Genomic DNA, 24020 nt, shown 5'->3' on the forward strand with positions numbered 1-24020 from the left:
TCAGGCGGCTTTTCGTTGCAAGGATGCGGACGGGGAGAGACGAAAGTTCAGCCGTTCGAGCGGCACATCCTTTAGTCGCGGGGCATCTTTGTCCTTGTCCGAAAGAAGCGGGTCTTCGACGGGCCAATCGATTCCCAAGTCGGGATCGTTCCAGAGGATGCTGCCCTCGGCGGACGGATCGTAGAAGTCCGTGCATTTGTAAACGAACAACGCCATTTCGCTGGTCACGCAAAAGCCATGTGCGAAACCGGGTGGCACGTAGAATTGTCGTTTGTTCTCGGCGGAAAGTGTTACCGCGACCCACTCCCCGAACGTCTTGGAACCGGCTCGGACATCGACGGCCACGTCATAAACTTCGCCTTCCAACACCGAGACGAGTTTCCCCTGAGTGTTCGGGTTCTGGTAGTGCAACCCTCGCAGAATGCCACGTCGCGAGTAGGACAGATTGTCCTGCACAAAACTGAAATCCAACCCGCTTTCGCTGTATCGCTTGGCGTTCCATGTTTCCATGAAGAAGCCACGCTGATCGCCAAACACCTTCGGCTCAATGATGACCACGCCATCAAGTTTCGTCGGTTTGATCTCCATGCCAGTCCTCCGTGACCGTCTCACCGAAAATTTGTAAACCGGGTTCGCAAAGCGTAACCCAGCATTTGATTTGACTCCGTGGCGTCTGAATGTTGGGACGAATCCCAGCTTTCGGTATCACCGTTACGCAGATTTTTTCTTGTCGTGCAAGCCGAGCCGTTGGCCTTCGTAACGATCGTTTGTGACGCGTTGACACCAAGCATCGTTGGCGAGATACCACTCCACCGTACGTCGCAGACCGGTTTCAAATGTCTCACTTGGCGTGACGCCAAGTTCCCGTTCGATCTTGCTGCAATCGATCGCATAACGGAAATCGTGTCCGGGACGGTCGGTCACATAGGTGATCAGATTTTTGTGTGGGGCGTGCTTCGATGCGGGCAACAATTCGTCGAGCAAGTTGCAGATCGCTTCGACGACTTGCAGATTCGTCCGCTCGTTGCGGCCGCCGATGTTGTAGGTTTCGCCGACGACGCCTTTCTCGACGACCGTGACCAATGCCCGAGCGTGATCGTCCACGAACAGCCAGTCCCGCACGTTTTCCCCGGTGCCATAAATCGGCAACGGCTTGCCGGCAATCGCGTTGCGGATGATGACAGGAATCAGTTTCTCCGGGTATTGGAACGGGCCGTAATTGTTCGAGCAGTTCGTCACAATTGTCGGCAACCCGAACGTGTGTTCCCAGGCCCGCACAAGGTGGTCCGAAGAGGCTTTACTTGCCGAGTATGGCGAACTTGGGTCGTACGGAGTGGTTTCCAAGAAGAACCCGTCATCGCCGAGTGAGCCATAGACTTCATCGGTCGAAATGTGATGGAATCGGAAGGCAGCTTTCTTGTCTTCGGGCAACGTGTTCCAGTACGTGCGGGCCGCTTCCAACATGTTGTAGGTCCCAACGATGTTGGTTTGAATGAATTCCGCCGGACCGTCAATCGAACGGTCGACATGCGACTCGGCCGCCAAGTGCATCACCGCATCGGGGCGGTGCGTCTCGAACAACTCGTTGATGCGAACCGCATCGCAAATGTTGACTTGCTCGAACGTGTAACGCGGATCGTCAGCGATCATTTCCAGAGTGGAAAGGTGCCCGGCGTACGTCAGACAATCGACGTTCACGACTTCATGTTCGGTGTTACCAATCAGATGGCGAATCAATGCCGAACCGATGAACCCGGCCCCACCCGTCACGAGAATTTTCATGTCTCACATCCTTGTTTGATCGCTGATGATTCAGGTCAGTACTTGGTTGGTTCGTGAAGTGCCGGCTAGGCAACTTTGCAATTTGGTTTGGTCGTCGTCGGCAGGGTCGGTCGCAGGTTCGCGAAGGTCGCTTGGAGTGCATCCTGCCATTTCGGCCCAACGATGCCAAAGGTTTCGCGGAGCTTGGAACAATCCATGCGAGAGTTTAACGGTCGCTTCGCGGGAGTCGGATAGTCCGCCGTTGGAATCGGTTTCACACTCTGAACGGAAAGCGGCACGTTGCTGTCGTTCGCCAGACGGAAGATCTCACTGGCGAACTCATGCCAACTGGTTTCCCCCTGACAGGCAAAGTGATAGGTCCCACCAACTTGGCCCAGGAACGAAGCGAAATCGCTTTTCGCTTGAGCGAGAATGTGTGCGGTGGCTTCGGCAATTGCACGGGCGGAAGTCGGGGCACCGATTTGATCGGCGACGATCGAAAGTTCCGGACGCTCCAGTCCCAATCGCAACATCGTTTTGACGAAGTTTTTCCCATGCACCCCGTAGACCCAACTCACCCGTAAGATGAGATGATCGACGCCCACGGATCGTAACGCTTCCTCACCGGCAAGTTTGCTCGCGCCATAGGCACCGAGTGGACCAGTCGGGGCGTCTTCGCGGAACGGCTGATCGCCGTCGCCGTTGAATACGTAGTCGGTCGAGTAATGCACCACGCCTGCGTCAATCTGTTTCGCTGATTCCGCGATGATGGCCACCGAATCCGCGTTGATCCAGTTCGCCATTTCCATGTCGGACTCGGCTTGATCGACCGCCGTATAAGCGGCCGCATTGACGATAAGTTGTGGCTGGACGTCTGCCACACACGCACGGATCGCGTTGGCGTCGGTCAAGTCGAGCGGTCGACAATTCGCCACCACCGGCGAAGACCCGGAACGCGTGGTCGCGGTCAGTTCACCCAGCGTCGAGAGCGTTTGCACCAACTCCCAACCGACTTGTCCGTTCGCCCCAATCAACAAGATTCGCGGGCGATTGTTCGACGTGTTCGAACTCATAACCTGTTCCGTTTCCGCATCGACGCGGTGTCAAAACTTGGGTGTCACGACCCTGTGAGCCGTGCGTATTTTCGGCTGTTCGATCGGGTGCCACTGCAGGAAATTGCATGTATTAAAGACAATATACCGTAACATTCAATGCGTTTTATACTTGAGTGGCATGCCCACCGTTTGGGGTGGGCATGGGCCAGCGATGTTTGAATGTCCAATCATGCCCACGTAAAACCGTGGGCATGCCACCCACGACGCTAAACTGATGCAATTTCCTGTAATGACACCCTGTCGAACTTCAACTTTGGCATAAATCCGTTAGGCCGCTTCTGCGATCGATTCCATTTGTTTCCGTCGTGCGGAACCTTCGGTGCGAATCATGTCGATCAAGTAGCGGCCGTACTCGTTTTTCTTCATCGGTTCGGCGAGCTTCAAGACATCGTCGTCGTTGATGTGCCCCATTCGCCAGGCGATTTCCTCGGGACAGGCGATCTTCAACCCCTGTCGCGATTCCAGCACGGCGACAAACTGAGACGCTTCCATCAGCGACTCATGAGTCCCCGTGTCGAGCCACGCGCTACCACGTCCGAGTGTCTCGACGTACAACCGCTTTTGTTCAAGGTAGATGCGGTTGATATCGGTGATTTCCAATTCGCCGCGTGCAGACGGTTTCAGGTTTTTAGCCATCTCGACGACGTCGTTATCGTAGAAGTACAGGCCGGTGACAGCCCAATTGGATTTTGGTTGCGTGGGTTTTTCTTCGATTTCGAGGGCTCGTTTGTTGTCGTCGAGCACCACGACCCCATACCGTTCGGGATCATGCACGTGATACGCAAAGACACTCGCACCATCGGTAACCGCAGCGGCGTTGCGTAAGGTCGCGGTCAGTTGATGGCCGTAGAAAATGTTATCACCGAGCACCAAACACGTGGGATCGTTGCCAACAAATTCCTCGCCGATGATAAACGCCTGAGCCAAGCCTTCCGGCTTCGGTTGCTCGGCATATTGCAGATTGATGCCCCATTGCGAACCGTCACCCAGCATCTTCTGGAACAACGGTAGATCGTGTGGCGTGCTGATGACAAGAATGTCTTCGATGCCCGCCAGCAACAGCGTACTGAGCGGGTAGTAGATCATTGGTTTGTCATAGATCGGCAGCAGCTGTTTGCTGATAACCTGTGTGATCGGATACAGCCGCGTGCCCGAACCGCCGGCGAGAATAATGCCTTTGCGTCGGGGGCTTGTTTTCGAGGGCGTTGTCTGTGGCATGGGTCCGCTCCGTCCTTGGCGGTTGGTGTTCCGTAATGAGATGGCGATTGATCAAGCCGCCCGTTTCAATTCCGTGCGAGGTCGCAAACGTTCGATCCAACTGGCAAGTTGCTCGCTCGTGTTTTGTTCGTCCGCCCGGCGAAGACGTGGCGTGGTGGCCAAACATTCCAACGCGGGATGGAAATACGGGTCACGATCGATTCCCCGATTCACAAGAAATTCCACGAACAACTCTAAGTCTTCCAGGCTGTCTCCGAGTGGCCGGGTTGCGGACTCATGATGCACGAGCGTCGCATGCGGCGTGTATAAGTTGCGATAGCCCTGTTGCCAGATTTTGAGACACAACGTGACATCGCTGTACGTCATGCGGAACTCTTCATCCATTCCGCCGACGTCCCAGAACAACTCTGTTCGCAATAACTGACAAGCACCAGTGACCGCAGTCACGTTGCGTAGCGACTCCGAATTTCCAAGCGGGCTCGGCGTCCCGGGTGGCAAGTTCGCAAACAGATGACCGGCGACACTGGTCAAACCCAACGCGAGACCGGCGTGCTGAATTTTCCCACTCGGAAACAGTAACCGAGCACCTACCACGCCGATTTCTGCTTGTTCGCCCCAGCGGACAAGTTCGGTCAGCCATTCGGGATCGATGACTTCAATATCGTTGTTCAGGAACAGCAAGTAATCGCCGTTCGCCGCACGTGCGCCAATGTTGCAAGCGACGGAATAGTTGAACGGCTGATCGAACTCGACGACCCGCACCCGGGCGTCGTGCTTCAACGATTCATATAACGCAAGCACCTCTACATCGGTGCTGCCGTTGTCGACAAGAATAATTTCCAGCGACGGATACGCAGTGTGATGGAGTAAACCGTCCAAGCATTTCGAGATCAGCGAGTACCGGTCCTTCGTCGGGATCACGATCGAGACGGTTTTTGAGGTATCCACCGGCCATGTGAGTCGCAACCGGCGATTTAATTGTCGTTCACAATGCCAATTCAAACCGCGACGCAGGAATGTTTTAGGGAGTAATGTTTCACCATCCTCCGCCCCTTCGGTTTCCGGGCAGCGGTGGAAAAGGACTTGAGGGATGTGTTCGATCTGACAAGAGTGTTCCGCCGTCTGCAGCAGGGCATCCCAAGTCGATTGAGGGGACTCTTCAAGTGACCGTAGCAATTCGCGACGGAAGAAAACGGTGTTGCCAAGATCATTCGCTTCGAGCAGATTCTCGGGTGACCATTCCGGCAACATCTGAGGTTGGCAACGTCGGCCGGTTGGTGTCCAGATATCGTGATCACCGTAGAGAACGTCAATCGATGCGTTCTCGTCGAGTCGGTCCGCCACGGCAAACAATGCCCAGGGTGACAACCGATCGCCCAGGTTTAACCGAGCCACATGCGAACCCTGCGAAGTTGTGAACCAATCGGCTTGGTCTTTCGAGACCACACGAATTCGCGATTCCACCTCCAACAATTCCGACATGTCAGCGGAGGGCCGATCCGTGACAACGATCCACTCCCAAATCCCATATGTTTGTTGAGTCAAACTCTCTGCGGTGAGTGCGAGATATCGCTTGAGATTTTTGGCCGGAAGGTCAGCCGGAAGGTCGGTGCACAACGAGAGCAACGGACCGTCCGCCTGTTGAGACCAAATCATTTGTCGTTGGAGTTCGAGGGCACTTGGCTCGAAGGCTTTCTGCCACGCACGATAATTTCTCGCCGGAGAAGCCTGACGGATTTGACGTTCGAACCGGCGAACAAGACGACCGGCGACCGCGCGAAATCCTTCTTCACGCCAGTAATGCGTGACTTTCTCGAAGGCGTAACCGCATCGGCGGGCCAATCCGCGGACGTCCATCCGCTGCCCGATCCGTTTGAGGGATGATGCCCGTTTGCTGGAATCCCCAGCGAGCGTTGGGATCATCCACATCCGTGAGCCCTCCGTGAAGCGAAAATTCTCGGCCCATCCTAGACCGACCCGCGCGGAGTATAGCCCTCACTTTCGGAATGTGTCAATAAGTTTCCGCGAACTGCCTGATTCGCCGTGTTTTTCAGGCAAAACCGTCAATTGAGGTTCGACGCGGGAATCGCCGGCAACAGCCGCACATCGTTTGCGAACAAAGCGGGACCGGGTTTCGAGTGCTGTTCGGCATCCCAGGCAGCCACCCAATCGTCCCATTGGATTGCGTTCTCCGCATAAATTGCTTGCGGTGCATCCATCGCGGGCATGGCATGTTGTTTGGCGAGTGTACGGGGTTTCGGTCGCATGGTCGGACGTTGGGTCATTTCGTACCGGACTTCATCGCGGTAGTCCCCGCTCGGCCAAACGACGAGACCGCGATCCGTCATGTCATAAGGAGGCATCCCGCCCACGAAGCAACTTTGCAGTTGCTCCCGAACAATATCCACCCCCGCCATCTTGTAGAAACCGGCGAACGCCAACCACAACGATTTTTGTTCGGCTTCGTTCAACGCCACCGTCCAACCCGGTCGAAGTGTGCCGGCCATCAGATAACTCGACTGTTCCTGAAACGCCACTACGAGAGACAGATCAGAAAGTTGCGGACACAACAACTCCACACAAATGCTGTTCGACGCGACGCGAATCTTGCCAGTGCGAATGGTCAGGTGTTGAATTTCCTTGCTCTCGGCGAGAAGTTGAATCAACTCGCGGTCAACGAAATGACCAATCTCGACGACAACGTGATGCAGTTTCTCATGGTGACGCACACGGTTACGCGTACGACGTTCCGGGCTGTGATGACGCTCCGCATGACGTAATTTGCGGAAGATTTTTGGGATCGTGCCGGAATGAAAACCGGGTTTCATTAGACGAATCATGGATTCCCCATGACTGCCGACCACGACCGGACGCAGTTTTCGAGAGCGATTCGCGGTGTACAACCGCCAGTTTTCTTTGCACTCCCAAACCAAGAACCCAAACACGCCAGGGATCAGGAATACAACCCCGGCCGCAATCGCGTTGGCGGTGCTGATGTCGTCGAACAGGGGAGCAATGATCGAGGCTAACGGACTCAGCGTCGTCTTGGGATCACTCGTAAACCCAAGTGGCAGAATGATTTTGTGCGAAACCGTCACGACGGGGAAGTGCTTGATCGGGTTGACCTGTGGCTCGACAAGCAGATTGATCACGAACCGTAAGACAAACGCCACCCCTGCCCATAGGAATGCCGCGACGCCTTTGATCCACATTGTCAGCGAGTTCTCGCCACTCTTGAAGCGGAGCCACTCGTCGACGGCATACAGGATCCGTTCGACGGTTTCCAGCACGCGTTTGAAGAAGTTCATGATCGATTCAAACAACGCGACGAACACGTGTGCTCGGACACGACGCCAGGTATCGTGGGCACGTTCGGTGGCGAGTTCTTCGAAATCACGACCAGCCCGGCTATTGAGGGCGATCGTCAGAACCGCGAACAACAACGCGGCCCAGCCGATATGCATGCGTTCGAGCGGGGTGACCAGCGGGAACATCAACCACACAACCCCTGTGATAACCAGGGGATAGAACACCCACTCACGGAACATTTTCGCCACACGGCTCTTAAAGAGGAACCGCAGCGAACTCACCCGCCACAACCACTTCGGGAATTCAACGACCCCGATTCGCAGTATTCGCCAGACCGCCTTCAACACATCGACCACGACCGCGCGGAACTTCGGAACGTGGATCAGGCCCATCAGAAAAAAGCCCATCACGACGATTCCGGTCCAAAAACCCGTCGGGTGATGGTGGGAATCGAACCAAGACAGCAAGTGGGTCGGACTTTCGCTGAGTTCCGTGCCTTCGACCGGCACCGCATGGGTGTCGACACCGGCCAACTTATCGAACAGGTGCTTCATCCCTTCGAGGACGATCAGTCCACCACCAAACGGAATGGCCACGTACTTCGTGAGGAACCGTCCGGGCGGTGTGCCGAAGGCGAGAGAACTAACTTTCTGCAAACCCCGCAGATAAATTTCACCACGACGATACACTCCGTCGAGTAGCTCGTTCAGCCGACGATCGGCCTGCAGCAACCAATCGCCTTTCCAAAGCTCCTTAGGACCGGAGAGATCCGGCATCTTCAGATTGTTGCGGGACAGGGCATCACGCAGCATGCTCATATTGAGAAAGCCGTGATGTACGATTTTATCGAGCAACTCGTTGATCAACTTCTTCCGCGAAATACGTTCGGGCAGGTTTCGCGGGCAGATACCGACATCATCGAGGGCCCGTGTTACCAACGGACCGAGACGTCCACGAAGTTGTTGCTCGGCCGACTCCGTTGCTTCATGGAGCAATTTGGAAAGTTTTTCGCGTTCATCTCGAGGCAAACGAACCGCAGCCAATCGGCTGGTCGCTTGACGCAAGTGCTTCGACATCAACACTTCACGTTGATTAGGTAGCGTGCGTCGCACCGGTTTCTTGCCCAAGGACATCACCCATGGGACCAAGTCGACTTTCGAGACTTGGCGTTCATGATCGATGCAGACCTTTTGCAGATCGTACAGCATCCGTTTGTCGGCGTTCCAAAAACCGCTCGTAGCATTGGCCGCTAAAGCCGACAGGATTTCTCGCCATGAATCCGCTTCGTGCTCATCGAACCCCAATGCTTTTTGCAGTCGGGCAGCCAACTGATCAAGTTCCCGCTCCGCCCCCAACGAGGCTTCGCCGACCGATTCCCGGCGACCGTGGCGAGCCGCTCGCAACCGCAGCAATGCCGCCTTCGCCGAGTTGCCACGATCGGAAGATTTGTTGGCTTTGGCGACTAACCGGTTATACGCTCGGTTATTGTGTTCTCCGTTGGCTGCAAATTCGGCGGCTGATCGTGTCAATCGCTCCTGGCTTGTCACTTTCGGCTCAAACGATAACGGAGGGGCGGCATCGCCGTGTGTTCGTGGGGTCGTGCGATTGGAAAGTTGCTCGCCAGGTTTGGGAGCACCTTCGGGTCGAGTCGACTCCAGCAAACCTTGAACATCGACATCTTCCGCGAAAATTGCCTCCACACGGTCGAAATCGTCCAAGCAAGGAAACCACGCCGAGAGCCATTGCGGACGGAAGTACTTCAGTTCCAGAAACACCGCGGCCGCTTCGGTATAGATATGCATCGGATCTTCGGGCCGCAGCAGAAAATCTTCCTGCCGAATGACCGCGTGCATTTCGTCGTACTCGACTTGCCCGATGCGGTCGATCCGTTCACGAACGATGCTGGCCGTAAGTTCCTGCTTCTCGATTTTCTCCGCAATCGTGGCATCGATCCGCGCGTGAAACAACAGACTCCACGACCGCAACAATAAATCGGACAGCGTCAGCGTTGCCAACCGTTCATCACCGGGTTGGGCGATGAGAATTGCGGGTGAACGGACTTGGCTGCTGCGATCAAGCCCCAACTCGTCACGCTGCACGACTTCCAAGAGGGTGTCCGCATCGATGACGTAGCTCTTGCGATGCGGAATCCGCATGCCCAAGCCGGTCAGTTCGTATTCCGCTCGGATCACGCGACGAACGACGCGAGACTCAACCAGAAATGCCGACGAATCGGCAGCGTGAATCGCTTCCGCGGCTTTTCGGACGAGTAATTCTTTGGCATCGGTGTTTGGCACGGAAGATTGCCCTTGGCGCAACCGGAATCGGAACACAGCCCCCCCTCGTTACCGAGATCGGTCCGACTTGAGTCAATATCGATCGGAATTCACGATTCCCTCCGTGTTTTCGCAGCATTACCGTCAAGTTAACCAATTTCGCCGATCATGCCTAATACGAATCACGAATCTGGACAAAAACTTCCTCACGATCAACTGTTCAAAGATCAGTTTCGGCTGATTAGATGGTTTCCATTTCCGCTTCGTCTTCCCCACTCGACCCATAGATTCCATCCTGACAGATGGCGGCGAACTCACGGAAATGCTGCACATCATCTTTGGGTGGCCAAAAGTTCTCACGACGAATATTGCGAATCCCCTCTGCCGCCACTTCGTCGGCTGCCGCGAATTCGTCTGGCGACCAATCCGCGAGATGCATCCCCGTGACGACCAAATCTCTGGGCAGTAATACATAGCCGACTTGGAACGAATCCACATCCGGCACACCCGCGACCGCACGGATCAAGCGACGATAGAGTGGAAGTTGCAGATCAATCCACTCCACCTTCTTCTTACGGTGTTTCTTCTCCGGCGGATCTCCGGCATCTCCGGTTTTGTAGTCGAGAATTGCAACTTCGAGCCCGTTGGCCGTCTCGCGAATGTCGATGCGATCGATACGGCCACGCAAACGCATCGGTTCGCCGTCGACTTCCAAGAACGATTCGGGACTGTCGATCTTCTGTTCCGCCGCGAACACCCGCCAACCCTCGTTTCGCCAGTTTGCTTGTCGTTCCGCGAAGACCCGCAACCGCTCCCGGGCCTGCTCGACTTGGACTCGGACCGCAGGCAGCGGATCATTCCCGAACGTGCCGACGGCCATTTCATCGAGCTTCGCATTGAAGAATTTTTCAATGGTCTCCGCCGAAGCTGAATCGCGAACGTCCTTGTCGAGACCGAACTCTTCGAGCACGTCATGAATCAGATCGCCGAACGCACTCGGTGGCATTTCGAGGCTTGTCGTTTCGCGAGTTTTCAGCGAAAGTCGTTGTTTAAGGTAGTAACGGTACGGGCACTTTAGGTAGTCCGCGAACTCGGTGACACGCATTGAGGTGATCGGCTTCGGCAACCGCACGGGACGCGGCGGCTCGAACACGGTTTTCGGTCCCGCCTGCAAACTGCCGGCAATGCGAGCCGTCGCAAGCGTGTTGGGCGGGGGATCGAACAACTGCTTAACCCGCGTCGGCAATTCCGCTTCCGCACACGCCAGCAGCAACCGACTCGGCACTAGCGGGTCATGCTCCGCGGTGCGTCGACCGGCTATCAAGCGGACTTCCGGTGTGCTCGCGAGTATCGATGTCAACGTGTACGCATCGCGGGCGTAGCGACGGTCGTTGTCTTCCAGATTCAAGGATCGTCGCAATTCGTTCGGCAGGAACATATCCGCGTTCCGCGAATTCGGCACAATGCCCTCGTTCATCCCGGTCAAAATCGCGACAGGAGAATCGTCCAAACGCACATCGAGCCAACCGATCAAGTCAACCGAATTGGCTGACGATTCCTCGAACAAACGTGCGCGTTCAAATGCCCGCTGCACTAACCGCACCGCTTCCGCTCCACTGACTAACGGTGCGAGCAACTTGGGCAACCGAGCCAATTCCGCCAACCCGGTTTTCAACTGCTCGATCGTGGCGAGAATCGTGTGATCATGGGCGGAATCGGGATCGAACGTGTTCGCCCGATAGACCTCCGTCACGCACCGAAAGATCACATCCGACCAATCGTGCAGCGGTTTCTCGGCGGCTTCGAGCGGTTCGAGCCACTTGCGGACCGCTTGGAATGCATTGGATAAATCGTCGGGCGGAGTTCCATCACGACGGGGACGAGCGGAACCCGAGAGTAGCTCCCGTCCCAGCGATTGTGGCAGCCGTTGGTTGTAATAATCATCAAGTTCGCTGAGCCAATCCCCCTCGATGCCTTGCCGACGCAACCAACGTTCGACATCGGGATGCCGAGCGAGATTCGCGAACGTGCGGAACGTCGTGCGTTCCAAGTGACTGGCCATCGCCCGAAACAACCGCCCCGTCGGATTGCGACGCACTGGCGAACCGGCCTCGAGTCGTGTTTCGAGTTCACACTCCCGCAGCCGTTGCGTGATGTACGGCACCACGCGTTCGTCCGGCACCGAAATCGCAACATCATCGACGCGGAACCGATCGCCAAACTCCGAGAGCGTTTGGATGACCGCCATCGCTTGCTCGGAGGGACCGTTCACGATTGTCGTGCGTTCGGCAACGCCTTCGATCTTCGCGGTCTGCCAACGTTCAGGAATCACGCAGCCGAACTCGTCGAAATCGTTCGTCCGCGCTGGCGGTGCGAAGACCCACGTCTGAACATGATCGGCGACTTGTGCCAACACCGCGCGTTGCATCGCATTTAGGTCGGCCACGCCAATAAGAACCAGCGGACCAGTCGCCCGGAACTCGCGTTCTCGGATGGCGAACAACCGGGCCGTTTGTTTGTCCCACAGTTTGAGTCCGTCGAGAATTCGCAAGTAACGTTGCTGAATCTCGTGAAGAATTTGCCAACGACTGGCTTCGTGATGACTTCCGAGCGCGTCCAACTTTTGTTTGACGTGACCGAAGTCGAGCACCTCGGCGGCGAGTTCGCGATGAATCTCCGCGAGTAAATCCGCGAGTGCCAACCAACCGCCACGATCCTCGGGGCTAGGTAATCGCCGCGCGATCCGTGTGAGGTCTTCTTCGGGCGACTCTCGGAGTGCTTGCAACCACGCGAACTCCTGGGTTACCGCATTCGCGAAGGGAAGTTTCGCCTCATACAGTAACTCCGGCAGTTCGCCAGGCGTGATGATTTTACCCGGTTCCAGAATGACGTCGTCCGCCTCGCAGCGTTCGATCAACACTTCCAACAGCCGTCGCGCCGCCCGACCACCGGGAACGACAAGCACCACATTCCGCAACGACAGCGTGTTGCCATTACGGTATTGGTGCAGCAACCAATTCGCGGCCGTCGAAAGCGCCGGTGCGGACCAATCGAGAAATTTGCGTGTGATCGCCATATCTGTTCGCAAAACCGAGTATCTTGGACGTTCGCTGTTGAGGACTGAGGATGGAAAAGACAGGATAGCGAAGTCTCAGAGTATCTTCCTGGCGATCCTTGATCTTCTATCCTCCATCCTCAGTAACCATCGATCGGTGGCGGTTGAAGCCGGGAAACCGTTTCAAACTTCCAATCAACCGATCGAAGGACTGTTCTTCCGTATCCACCATTTTTGGATTTCGACCGCCCAAAAGACAAGGGTACTGACCGCCAGACAGATCAATAAATCGGTCAGATTCAACGCAGTGGTACGGAAGACGTTCTGCAGGAATGGCACGTAAATCACACCGATTTGCAACGCGAACGTCAGCGAAACCGCCCCGAGCATGAGTTTGTTCGAGAACAGCCCCTGCTGGAACAACGACTCTTTGTGCGAACGCACCGCTAACACGTGGCCCATCTGCGAAAACGTGAGGACTGTAAACACAATTGTTCGCCAGTGTCGATTTGCGGGACCGTCGCTGGGGTCGGGCGGTCCATCGGCAAGCCAATACACGATGCCCGTGCCCAGCGAGACGGCTCCCATTAGCAAACCGATCCACAGAATGTGCGAACCCATCCCGCGGCCGAAGAAGTTCTCGTTCGGCGGGTAGGGCGGTCGGTTCATCGTTTCACGTTCGGCCGGTTCGACGGCAAGTGCCAAACCGGGAAGGCCATCGGTGACGAGATTGATCCATAAAATTTGCAAGGGCAACAACGGCAACGGAATGTCGCCCATCACGCCCCAACCGATCGCCGCCAGGATGGCCGGGATTAGCATCACCCAGATTTCGCCGGAGTTGCTTGTCATCGTATACATGATGAACTTGCGGATGTTGTCGTAGACGATCCGGCCTTCTTCGACGGCTCCGACGATCGTCGCGAAGTTGTCGTCGGTCAGCACCATTTCGGAAGCTTCCTTCGACACATCTGTCCCGGTGATTCCCATCGCGACACCGATCTCGGCACGTTTCAGGGCGGGGGCATCGTTCACGCCGTCACCGGTCATCGCGACGACTTCGCCTTGCCGCTGAAGACTTTGAACGATCCGCAATTTGTGTTCGGGTGCCACCCGCGCAAAGACGGCAGCGTCACGAACGGCTTTGTCGAGTTCCTCCTCCGACATCTTCGCCAACTCGCTACCGGTGACGACATGCTCGCTCTCAGTGATGCCAAGTTCTTTCGCAATGTGTCTCGCCGTCAACGGGTGATCGCCAGTGATCATGACCGGCCGAATCCCCGCCGTCTTGCAGCGATGCACCGCGTCTCGCACCTCCGGTCGAGCCGGATCGACGATCGCCGTCAGTCCGACAAAAATCAAATCACGTTCCCAATCCATTGACGGCGAATCAGCGGATTCCTCGGGCTTGAGCGGTCGAAATGCCATGCCGAGCACCCGCATGCCGTTGCTTGCAAGATCGGTGTTTGCACCGTCGATCCGTGATCGCCAAGACTCATCGAGCGTTTCAATCTCGCCGTTGTTCCACACTCGCGAGGAGACTTCGAGCAGCCCGTCAACAGCTCCCTTCACTAACACGACATGCTGCGAACCATCCGGCATGGCTGACTGCAGTTGGTCGCGAAACATTGTTGCTTCCGGCGAATCGATCTCGACGCTGTCCACGGCATGAACGGTCGCCATGCGTTTGCGATCAGATTCGAACGGTAGTTCTCCGCGACGAGGCAACCATTGTTCCAGGGCGTTCTTGTCGAGACCGGCTTGGGTGGCGGCGAACACGAGAGCCGTTTCGGTCGGATCACCCACCGATTTCGGGCTGTGTTCTTCCGACTCGTCTTTCTCGGTGTGTAAAGACGCATCGTTGCAGAGCGTTGCAACACCCAAAATCAGGGTGATTTCCGGGTTAGTCGAAATCTGCCCGGTGAGATCGATGTCACGATTGTCGATCGTGATGCGATCGCCGGCGGCTTCGATCGCGGTGACGGTCATGCGGTTCTCGGTCAGCGTGCCCGTTTTGTCGGAGCAAATCACCGTGACGGAACCGAGTGTTTCGACGGCGGGCAGTTTCCGAATCAGTGCATGGCGTCGCAGCATCTTTCGCGCTCCAAGCGCAAGTGCCACTGTCGCCACCGCTGGCAAACCTTCGGGCACAGCAGCGACGGCCATCGCCATACCAGTCAGCAGCATCGTCTTCCAATCTTGGCTGTCCAACAGACCAAGCACCACCACGACCGCGACAATCCCGATAGCCGCAATCGCCAGGCCTTTGCCGAGTTCACCGAGCCGGCGTTGCAATGGTGTTTCTTCGGCATCGACGGTTTGCAGCATATCGGCGATGTGTCCGAGTTCGGTCTGCATGCCGATCTCGGTCACAATCAACGAACCACGCCCATAGGTCACTTGCGTGCCCATGAAACCAAGGTTTCGACGATCGCCCACCGCCAGATCGTCTTCCGCGATGGCTTGTGAGGACTTCTCGACCGGTTCCGATTCCCCCGTGAGAGCCGCCTCCTGAGCACGCAGCGATTGGGCTTCGATCAGTCGGCCATCGGCGGGTACGACGTTCCCCGCTTCCAATAACACCAGATCACCGGGCACCAACTCGCGTGCGGAGACCTCTTGAACTCGCCCGGACCGCCGAACTCGCACCTGCGGAACGGTCATTTGCTTCAGGGCGGCCATCGCTTTTTCGGCCCGGTATTCCTGCACGAACCCAAGCACCGCGTTCAACACCACGATCAACATGATCACGATGGCATCTTGGTACTCATGCAAAATCACAGACACCACCGCCGCGATAATCAGCAAAATTACCATCGGCCCGGAGATTTGCTCCCACACGATCTTCCACGGACCGCGGCCGCCCGTTTCGATCAATTCATTCGGACCGTGTTCGACTTGCAGTCCATCGACCTTGTCCGTCGACAAACCGTTCGTCAGATCCGTGGAGAGTTTATGGGCAACTTCGTCGGGGGTCAGCTGATACCAATGAGACAACGCTTTGGCTCCGAACCGTGTTCATTCGAGGATGGAGGACTGAAGATAGAGGATCGCGATACCGGATTGCTACTCAACCGGTGATTCGCAAACGCTCGACCTTCGCCTCTGCAACTTCGGAGCCAAAATTAGAGATTCGTCGCCTTGCGTTTTGAGATCGGAACTTCACGGCCGGCTTAATCGCTCAGACGGTCGCGTCGTTTGGCGATGCCTCGCAGATATTCCTCATAGAGATTGCGAACCGCGGCCGGTGCGTTCGCGGGTGGGGCACTGATGATGTCACGGTCGGCTCGATTCCGAACCGATGAACCTTGCCGACGGACGGTTTTCGTCGTCTTCTTCGGCTCGAGTTGTTTGAGCCATTCTTCGTACTGTCGACGTTGGGCCTGTGCTGCCGCCGAATCTTCGACAGGGTTCTGCCGTTCTTTCATGCGATCCAGGAAGTTGGCCGCGTCTTTGTCGGTCCAGCCCATTCTTTCGAGCCAGTCTTCATCGACCTTTCCACGTTTTAAATCGTCTTCCAACTTCTTCAGAACGAAGTCGGCCGCTTGCTGGCTATCTTCCAAGTTCGGCTGATCGGCAGGCGCGAGTTCTTGCTCGGCATTCCCCGCAGGTTCGTCGCCGCTGTCGGAATTCGGACCGTTGGCACCACCATTGCCGGTGCGAGGTCCATTCGGATCTTGTTTTGTCTTCGTATCGCTAGGATCGTTCGGTTTCTCACTGTTGGGTCGATCGTTACCGGCTGGCGTGTTCCCTGGCTTTTGCTCGGACTTCGCATCGGAAGGATTCGCCGGATCGCCAAACTCCGAATCAGACGGCCCATTCTCGCCGGTCTCGTCGTTCATTGGTTTCTGTGAGTTCGGCTTGTTCTCCGAACCGGGTTCGCCGTTCGATGGCTTCTGATTGTCCGGATTGGTCGTTGTGTCATCAGTTGTAGTCGGGTCTCCCATTCCTTCGTCAGCCGGTTGCTTCTCGCCGTTAGGACGTTCCGAAGAACCTTTGCCGGTCTCGTCACTGGCTTCGCCGCCGTTGGGTTTCTCGCTGGTTTCCTTGTTGCCGGGATTGTCGGATTGATCACCAGGACCGGTTTCCTGACTTCCCGGTTCGCCTTCCTGATTCTGTTTGCTGCTCCCTTTCTCTCCGCCTTCTGGCTGTTGAGATTTTTGATCGTTCGGACGACCATCGCCTTTGAGTTCATCCTCGCCGCGATCCGTATCACCTTCCCGTTTGGCCGGACGTTCGGAATCGTCGGCGGTGCCGTCTTTCGGTCGGTCAGCCTCGTCGTCGGAGTTCTGTTTGTCGCCGGGCTGCCCTTCGGCGGAATCCGTATCGGACGGTTTGGAATCGGGATTGCCCTTGCGACCATCGGGATCGCGATCGGTTGTGCGGTTGTTTTCGCCCGGCTTTTGGTCGGAAGATGACGGCTTCGGATCAGCAGCAGAATTCGGTTTTTGATCCGCTGGTTTTTTCTCGCCTGTCCCATCACCTTTCGTGTCGGACGCTGGTTTTTCCTCGACGTTTGGTTCGCCCATCATATCGTCGGTTTCGGACGTTTTGCCGTCCGTCGGTTGGTCCGTGGTATCGGTTGGTTTGGACTTGCCGTCGTCGGGCGTGCGTACGCCGCCAGTAACATCACCAGGCTTCTTGTTTTCCGTTCCTGGTTTGGTGTCCGTACCGCCATCACCGCCCGACATGTTGCCGGGATCGTCTTGGGTTTCCGCGTTCTCATCGCCGCCGGAAGCAGAATTGTTGTCCGACGGTTTATTCTCGGAGTTCGGCTTGTTCGATCCGCCTGAGTTGTTCGACTTCGGCTTACTCTCATTATCCGCCGAGTCCGAGGCATCGCCGGGGGTGTTGTCGTCGTTCTGCTTCTGATTATCGTTGGGATTCTTGGAATCCGCGTCCGTCGGCTGTTTCTCGCTGGATTGGTTTTCGGGGTTCGGGTCAGAATCCGACGGGCGTTGGTTTTCGCTCCCCTCCGACATATCCGAATCAGACGGTTGATCGTTGTTCTCACTCGGCTGCTGATCCGCGTCATTCGGTTTCTGTTCGGGGTTCTGCGGATCGGAATCGCCGGTGCCGTCTTGGTTTTTCTGCTGTTGTTGTTCGCGGAAGCGTTCCACGAGGTCTTTCAACGCTTCGCCATCTTCGGAACCATCGTTCGCGATGGGATCGTCATGCGGTTCGCCGCCCTCACCACCTTCCGAGGCTTCGCCACTCTCGCCGGTTTTACCGTCGGTGTTTTTCTCATCCGATGATTTCCCATCCTCGTTTTGATCTTGGTTTTCGTTCTCGTCCGGCTTTGGCGGGTCTTTGTCGGTGAGTTCGGAATCTTGCTGATCACCCGGCTGAGGATCGGTATTTTCGTTCCCATTGTCCGATTGTTCGGGATCGTTTTGGGACTCTTTATTGTCCGGTTCGTTTTGCTTCCGGTCTTGTTCGAGTTGCTTCTGGACCTGGTCCTCTGTGACCGGTTCGCTGATCACCACAACGCGTTTCTCGGAATTCTTGCGTCCGGGGCGGAGGGTGTTGTTGTCACGAGCTTCGATCCACCAGGTGAGGCGATCGCCCGGCTTCACTATCCACCCGGGACCTTCCCCGATTTTCCACTCGTACCCCGCAGTGAGGGCTTTCTCCGAACCTTCGAACAAGATGCGATGCACGCGTGGCTGTTCGTCGTTCTTTTGTTTCCACAAAGTGGCCGTTTGGACGGCAAAATCGTCCCGAGCAGCAAACCGCAAGGGCAGAATCGCATTGGCGGGGCGTTCGAGTTCCGGCTCACGCGGGCTGATCACACGAATCTCAGGTCGCTCATCGGGACGAATCGCAATGTCATACCGAGTCGGGGACGGGTCACGTTCGTCTCGATCGTTGCGGACGTCAATGTGGTAATGCGTGGGGTACACGCCATCGTCCGCGATCGACAACATCCATCGGCCGCCAAACTGCCGACGATCCTCGCCCACCGCCCGCAGCGGAATGTTCTCCGCCCCGAAATCGGTACCATTGTCGTCAGAAAACGTGACAACCGCGGACTTCAACGGCATGTTTGCCGAGACTTGAATGGCAACCGTTGTACCTTCGTAATCGTCAATGTTTCCGGTCGATTGTGTTTCGGCCGGCAGCTTCATGTACTCGGGGTGCGTGAGCCGAACCTCTGTCACTTGGGCCGTCGGTGGTTGATGCACGGAGACGGTGTATTCCGGCGACCGCGTATCTCCCGCGTAGATACGGTAGGTGAGTGGTTGTTGAATTCCGGCTCCATTGACGCCCAGAATGTCGCCCACATAACGACCGGGTGTGGTTTCATCCGTGCGGAGCGGAACCACTTCGTCCACAAATGCCCGATCCGCCGTCGTGTAGACAAGCTCGACCGCATCGGGAGTCTCGCCGGTAATTTCCACCTCGATCGGCAACCGTGTCCCAGGCACGACTTCGGCGTCGCCCGGTTGAACAGATTTGATCACCGTCTCGGTTGGAGCAGCGATCTCGGCGGTCGGCAGAATCGCTCGCCAAACGGAACTCGAAACCCGTTTCGGTGTGAACAGCGAGTACAGTAGGAACACAACGATCAACACGCAGAATGCATACACGCTGATCATCAGCGGTCGTCGGTCGATCGCGGTGTCGACGTCGGTGTGAGCCATCGATTCGGCGGCGCGACGTTGGAGTGCCCGCTGAATCTCCGGCGGCATCTCGCGACCGCCATCTTGCAAATCGACCAGGTTGAGCAGCGTGCTTTTCAACTCCGGTTGGGTGCGTTCAATCTGCTTCGCGGCGAACAAACGGTTCACACGACGGAGATACGGAACGAAGACCTTCCAACCCAACCAAGCCAGGCTAATTGTGCCGAAAATGACGGCCATCGCAATTCGCGCGGTCGGACCAACGCCGTCTTGAATAACCCAGTGATCGAGAATGACGAACAAGAACAGCCACACCATCAACCCGACGCCGAACATCATCACGGCGGTGAGAATATCGGTGGCCCGAATGCCGTCGCGGGCTTTTTGCAGTTGCAGATCGACGTACTCGTCAAAATCGACGTACTGCTGCGTTGGAGGGGGTTCAATTACGCTGGCCATGGGGCTTCCTGACGCGTCTCAGACCGGCTCGTAGATCGGCAACGACGGACCGTCACCGCAGACTATTATACCGCGCATGACGCAGGGAAGCACCCGGAGGTTCCGGATTGTTCGGAATCACTGATCGACGAGCAGGTCGTAATTATCCAGCACGTCGGAGAGTTTGAGAATGCGGCCGTCACGGTCGACGCAGGCGAGCACGGTTTTGCCAGTGGTGAGCAGGGTGTCGCCACGATAGAACTTGTACTCGTGTTCCATCCGAGCGAGCGTCAGGCTGGTCAGCTTCGTGTTCAGCCGCAGCACGTCATCATAGCGAGCCGGAACTCGATACCGGCATTGGACTTCCGCAATAACGAGGTATTGCCCGCGTTCTTCCATCTCGCGGTAATTCCCGCCTTGAGCACGAAACAATTCCGTCCGACCCATTTCGAAAAACACGAAATACCGTGAGTGATGCAGAAATCCCATCGGATCGGTTTCGCTGTAGCGAATGCGGATTTCCAGATCGATTTCACGTTGCGCTGGGTCGGCCATGTCACGGTCTCGCGGGTTCAAAATCAAATTGGATTGGTTGTGTGTCACTAGCTTCGAGGGTGCGAATCCAGTTCGAAGCCGAGAGCGTCTTGCATTGGCCAAACCTATGCAAGAAACTGCATAGGTTAAAGACAATATTACGTAACATTCAATGCAGTTGATACTTGGGTGGCATGCCCACCGTTTGGGGTGGGCATGGGCCAGCGATGTTTGAATGTCCAACCATGCCCACGCAAAGCCGTGGGCATGCCCCCCGCCGATTGGTCTTTCAATCACGGACCAACGAATCGAATCACGAGTGCGACGTGGTTATAGATTGGAGGTCGAGGGGACGCAAGCGACCTCTGCGGGTGCGGAATCGTACGTTCGGCCACTTCCCGTGGTGCCTTGGTCTCGTTGGTTCAACGCGATCTGGTAGAGTTTTTGTCCCGCGTTGGTCGGATACTGACAATCGATACAGGCTTGGCAGAGTTCGTGTTCTTCGATGCCAATCGAGCGTTTGATCGAATTGACCGGAAGATACCGTAAGCTGTCGGCTCCGATGGTTTCCGCCATCTCCGCTTCGATTTCGGGCGTTAACTCCATGCCATCCATAAACTTGGGCGCGAAAAGCTCGCTGATGGTCGACATGTCGATCCCGTAGAAACATGGCGAAATGATCGGTGGACATGCCACTCGAACATGCACTTCTTTTGCCCGCCCGCGTTCTTTTAATTGCCGAACGAGGGCCTTCATGGTTGTCGAACGGACAATCGTATCTTCAACCAGCAACACCCGTTTGCCTTCCAACACCTCTTTGAGTGGGGTGTACTTCATACGGACTTTATCCGCACGATTCGCGCCGTCGATAAAGGTTCGCCCGACATAACGGTTGCGGATCAGCCCTTCCAAAGACGGAACATTCAGACAGTAAGCCATACTGTCGGCGGCGGCTTTCGCGGTGTCGGGGACAGGAACAACGACCGTGTCGCGGTCGATTTGAATCGTCTCCAGCTTCGCCAATTCCTCACCCAATCGCTTCCGTGTGACGTACACGCTGCGATCATCAAGCGTACTGGCGACGTTCGCGAAATAGATCCATTCGAAGAAGCAGTGGGCCTTGCGGGGGCTGTCAGCGAACCGTTGAATGCTGAGTTCGCCATCTTCAATGATGACTGCCTCACCCGGCGCAAGACTGTGGATATTTTCTTCTTTGAATCCCAAGTGAGCCAACGCGACACTTTCGCTGGCAGCAGCGAACAAGGGGCCTTCGACTGCATAACATAGTGGTCGCATGCCGAGTGGATCGCGAGCGACAAACATCCGCCCATCTGCACTCAGAAAGACGATGTTGTAAGCGCCATCCAACCGACGACTGATACTCTTGAGCACTTCGACCAACGAAATATCCCGATCTTCCGAGAACTCCCGGGCGATCATGTGCATGATGATTTCGGTATCGGTATCCCGTGCGAGATGGAAGTTTGGATCGGCTAGAATCTCGTCACGCAACTGCGGATAGTTCGCCAATTGCCCATTGAATGCAAAGCTGAACCACTTCGGTTTCTCGATGTGTTCGCGTTCAAACGGCTGGGCATTGCTGCGGTCGTCGAGTCCACAGGTTGCATACCGGGTATGTCCGATCGCAGCGGGACCAAGGTATTTGCTCATCAACTCGCGGGACCGTTCCGGTTGATTGAGATGGAACACCTCGGTCACGGTGCCGACGTCTTTATGCGTCGAAAGCAGACGGCCTTCTTCCGGATGGAATCGCGTAATGCCAGCGGCTAACTGACCGCGATTCTGAATATCCAGCAACATTTGCACCATCAGCCGGGAGGCGTCTTCGATCTTGCCGCTGGGGATCAAAGGACTCACGGACTTTGCGGCGTCTTGGTCGGCAGGCTGAGGAAGGTGGTACACTGCGGCGATGCCGCATTCGTGGAACAGTTCCGCCATGGTGGTTGGATGTCCGTCGTGGAGAGGGCGAAAGGCAGTTATCCGGCGTCGTGGCTCAACTTCCCTATCCTAACGAGAGACGTTCGCAGGACCAACCGGTGGACTCGAATTTCCTGTTCACCTTCCTGATTCCCCAGAGAACGACCGGTTATTCGTTGCTCCCCGTAGAGTCGTTGTCGCCGGACTTGCATCAATGTATACTGATGCAGTTAAGTGGCGTGTTTTCCCAGTGGTCAAACCACAGCGGAGGTCAAAGTCGTGACCATGATCCAAACAGGATGGAACCGTCGAGCGTTTCTGGTGGCGTCCGCGTCTCCACTCTGGGGAGCGTTGGCCGGACCTGCGACATCTTCCGCGATGACGACAACGTCTGCCGGTAGTGGACGGGCGAAATCGACGATCCTCTTTTTTCTCTGCGGCGGAGCATCGCAACTCGACACTTGGGACATGAAGCCCAATGCCCCAATCGAATACCGCGGTCCGTTCCAACCAATCGCGACATCGCAGCCAGGGTTATGGTTGTCGGAACATTTGCCGTTGTTGTCTCGCCAGGCTCACCATTTGGCCTTGGTGAATTCGGTCGGAGCAACGGTCAACACAAACGATCATCACGCCGGTTACTATTACAACCTGACCGGCCATGTCCCCGATGTCACCTTTCGTACGCAAGGCAACAATCGCACGCCGTATCCTGATGATTGGCCGTTCGTGGGTTCTGTAGTCGCATCGCGACGCGAGAAACGCGATTTGCCGAATGCAATTACGCTTCCGCACAGCCCCAGTCGCAAACCGTACACGCGACCCGGTCAATTTGCGGCTCGTTTGGGGGTCGAGCATGATCCGCTATACCTGATCGGTCGCCGAGACGATCCGTTCCGATTCCAAGCTCCGGCACTTGTGCTCGACAAAAGTTTGGCCCCCTCACGACTCAACCAGCGAACGGATCTGTTGAAATCCCTTGATGCGGCCCGACGCACGTTCGACCAGACAGCCACGACCGCGACTTGGAACCAACATCAAGAACGGGCCGTTTCCTTGCTCCTTTCGGCGGGCACGACGGAAGCATTCGATGTGACCAGTGAATCACCTGAAACCAAACGACGATACGGCGAAACCATCAACGGCATGAGCTTGCTACTCGCTCGCCGCTTGGTCGAGGCGGAAGTGCCGTTCATTACGGTGTTTTGGCTGGGCGAGGGCATCGGCACACCGTTGGCGAAGAAGTGTCGAAGTGCCGGGAGTTGGGACACCCACGGCAACAACTTCAACTGCCTGAAAGACGATCTGCTACCAGAATTCGACCGCTGTTTCTCCGCACTCATCGAAGATTTGGCCGAGCGTGGTTTGCTTGATACCACGTTGGTAACGATCTCTAGCGAGATGGGTCGCAGACCGAAAATTGGTGATCCACGCAGCGGTGGTAGTTCGGGTGGCGGTCGCGATCACTGGACGCACTGTCTCACCAATGTCTTCGCAGGTGGCGGAATTCGAGGCGGACAGATTTACGGTGCCAGCGATCCACTCGGTGAATTCCCCGCCGACCGACCGGTCACGCCAGCCGATGTCGTCAAAACCGTCTATCATGCCATGGGGATTGAAGACCTCGAAGCAACCGGTCGATTGGGGCGTCCGTTCAATCTCCTCGCCGAAGGCCAACCAATCACCGCATTGTTCTAGGGTAGGCGTTTTCACTTGAGAAGTCGGTTGTTCTGGCTCAAAACCGATCAAGTCG

At 56.2% G+C, this 24020-nt stretch carries 12 protein-coding genes; 1 reads left to right on the forward strand and 11 read right to left on the reverse strand.

The annotated features are described in order from the left end of the window. The 11 genes from rfbC to AC5DDB_RS13460 form a co-directional block, all read right to left on the reverse strand. On the reverse strand, positions 1 to 588 hold the full coding sequence (gene rfbC / locus AC5DDB_RS13410) for a dTDP-4-dehydrorhamnose 3,5-epimerase (protein WP_491740232.1): 588 nt from the start codon (positions 586 to 588) through the stop codon (positions 1 to 3). 123 nt (positions 589 to 711) lie between these two features. After that, positions 712 to 1782, reverse strand: a complete 1071-nt coding sequence (gene rfbB / locus AC5DDB_RS13415; RefSeq protein WP_491740233.1) for a dTDP-glucose 4,6-dehydratase — start codon at positions 1780 to 1782, stop codon at positions 712 to 714. Between the two features lie 65 nt (positions 1783 to 1847). Continuing rightward, entirely contained in the window at positions 1848 to 2834 is a 987-nt protein-coding gene (gene rfbD, locus AC5DDB_RS13420) for a dTDP-4-dehydrorhamnose reductase (protein WP_491740234.1), read from the reverse strand. A gap of 309 nt (positions 2835 to 3143) precedes the next feature. Next, complete coding sequence (gene rfbA / locus AC5DDB_RS13425; RefSeq protein ID WP_491740235.1) at positions 3144 to 4094, reverse strand: glucose-1-phosphate thymidylyltransferase RfbA; 951 nt, start codon at positions 4092 to 4094, stop codon at positions 3144 to 3146. Between the two features lie 51 nt (positions 4095 to 4145). Further along, positions 4146 to 6023: a glycosyltransferase family 2 protein gene (locus AC5DDB_RS13430; protein WP_491740236.1), complete on the reverse strand. Its 1878-nt coding sequence runs from the start codon at positions 6021 to 6023 to the stop codon at positions 4146 to 4148. A 134-nt stretch (positions 6024 to 6157) separates the two neighbouring features. Then, complete coding sequence (locus tag AC5DDB_RS13435; RefSeq protein WP_491740237.1) at positions 6158 to 9700, reverse strand: hypothetical protein; 3543 nt, start codon at positions 9698 to 9700, stop codon at positions 6158 to 6160. Between the two features lie 220 nt (positions 9701 to 9920). Beyond that, entirely contained in the window at positions 9921 to 12755 is a 2835-nt protein-coding gene (locus AC5DDB_RS13440) for a PD-(D/E)XK nuclease family protein (protein ID WP_491740238.1), read from the reverse strand. A gap of 174 nt (positions 12756 to 12929) precedes the next feature. After that, complete coding sequence (locus tag AC5DDB_RS13445; RefSeq protein ID WP_491740239.1) at positions 12930 to 15731, reverse strand: cation-translocating P-type ATPase; 2802 nt, start codon at positions 15729 to 15731, stop codon at positions 12930 to 12932. A gap of 176 nt (positions 15732 to 15907) precedes the next feature. Then, the gene (locus tag AC5DDB_RS13450) at positions 15908 to 19816 is read right to left on the reverse strand and encodes a hypothetical protein (RefSeq protein WP_491740240.1); all 3909 of its coding nucleotides are present in this window, start codon (positions 19814 to 19816) and stop codon (positions 15908 to 15910) included. Between the two features lie 117 nt (positions 19817 to 19933). Beyond that, a complete protein-coding gene (locus AC5DDB_RS13455) occupies positions 19934 to 20350 on the reverse strand; it encodes an acyl-CoA thioesterase (protein ID WP_491740241.1) in 417 nt (138 codons plus the stop codon). Between the two features lie 309 nt (positions 20351 to 20659). Beyond that, positions 20660 to 22288 carry an amidophosphoribosyltransferase gene (locus AC5DDB_RS13460; RefSeq protein ID WP_491740242.1) on the reverse strand — a complete coding sequence of 543 codons (1629 nt, stop codon included), beginning with the start codon at positions 22286 to 22288 and terminating at the stop codon, positions 20660 to 20662. A gap of 264 nt (positions 22289 to 22552) precedes the next feature. On the opposite strand from AC5DDB_RS13460, the gene AC5DDB_RS13465 reads away from it, so the two are divergent. Further along, positions 22553 to 23965, forward strand: coding sequence for a DUF1501 domain-containing protein (locus tag AC5DDB_RS13465; protein ID WP_491740260.1), 1413 nt, complete (start codon positions 22553 to 22555; stop codon positions 23963 to 23965). Positions 23966 to 24020 lie beyond the last annotated feature (55 nt).

Source organism: Thalassoroseus sp. (assembly GCF_984380535.1).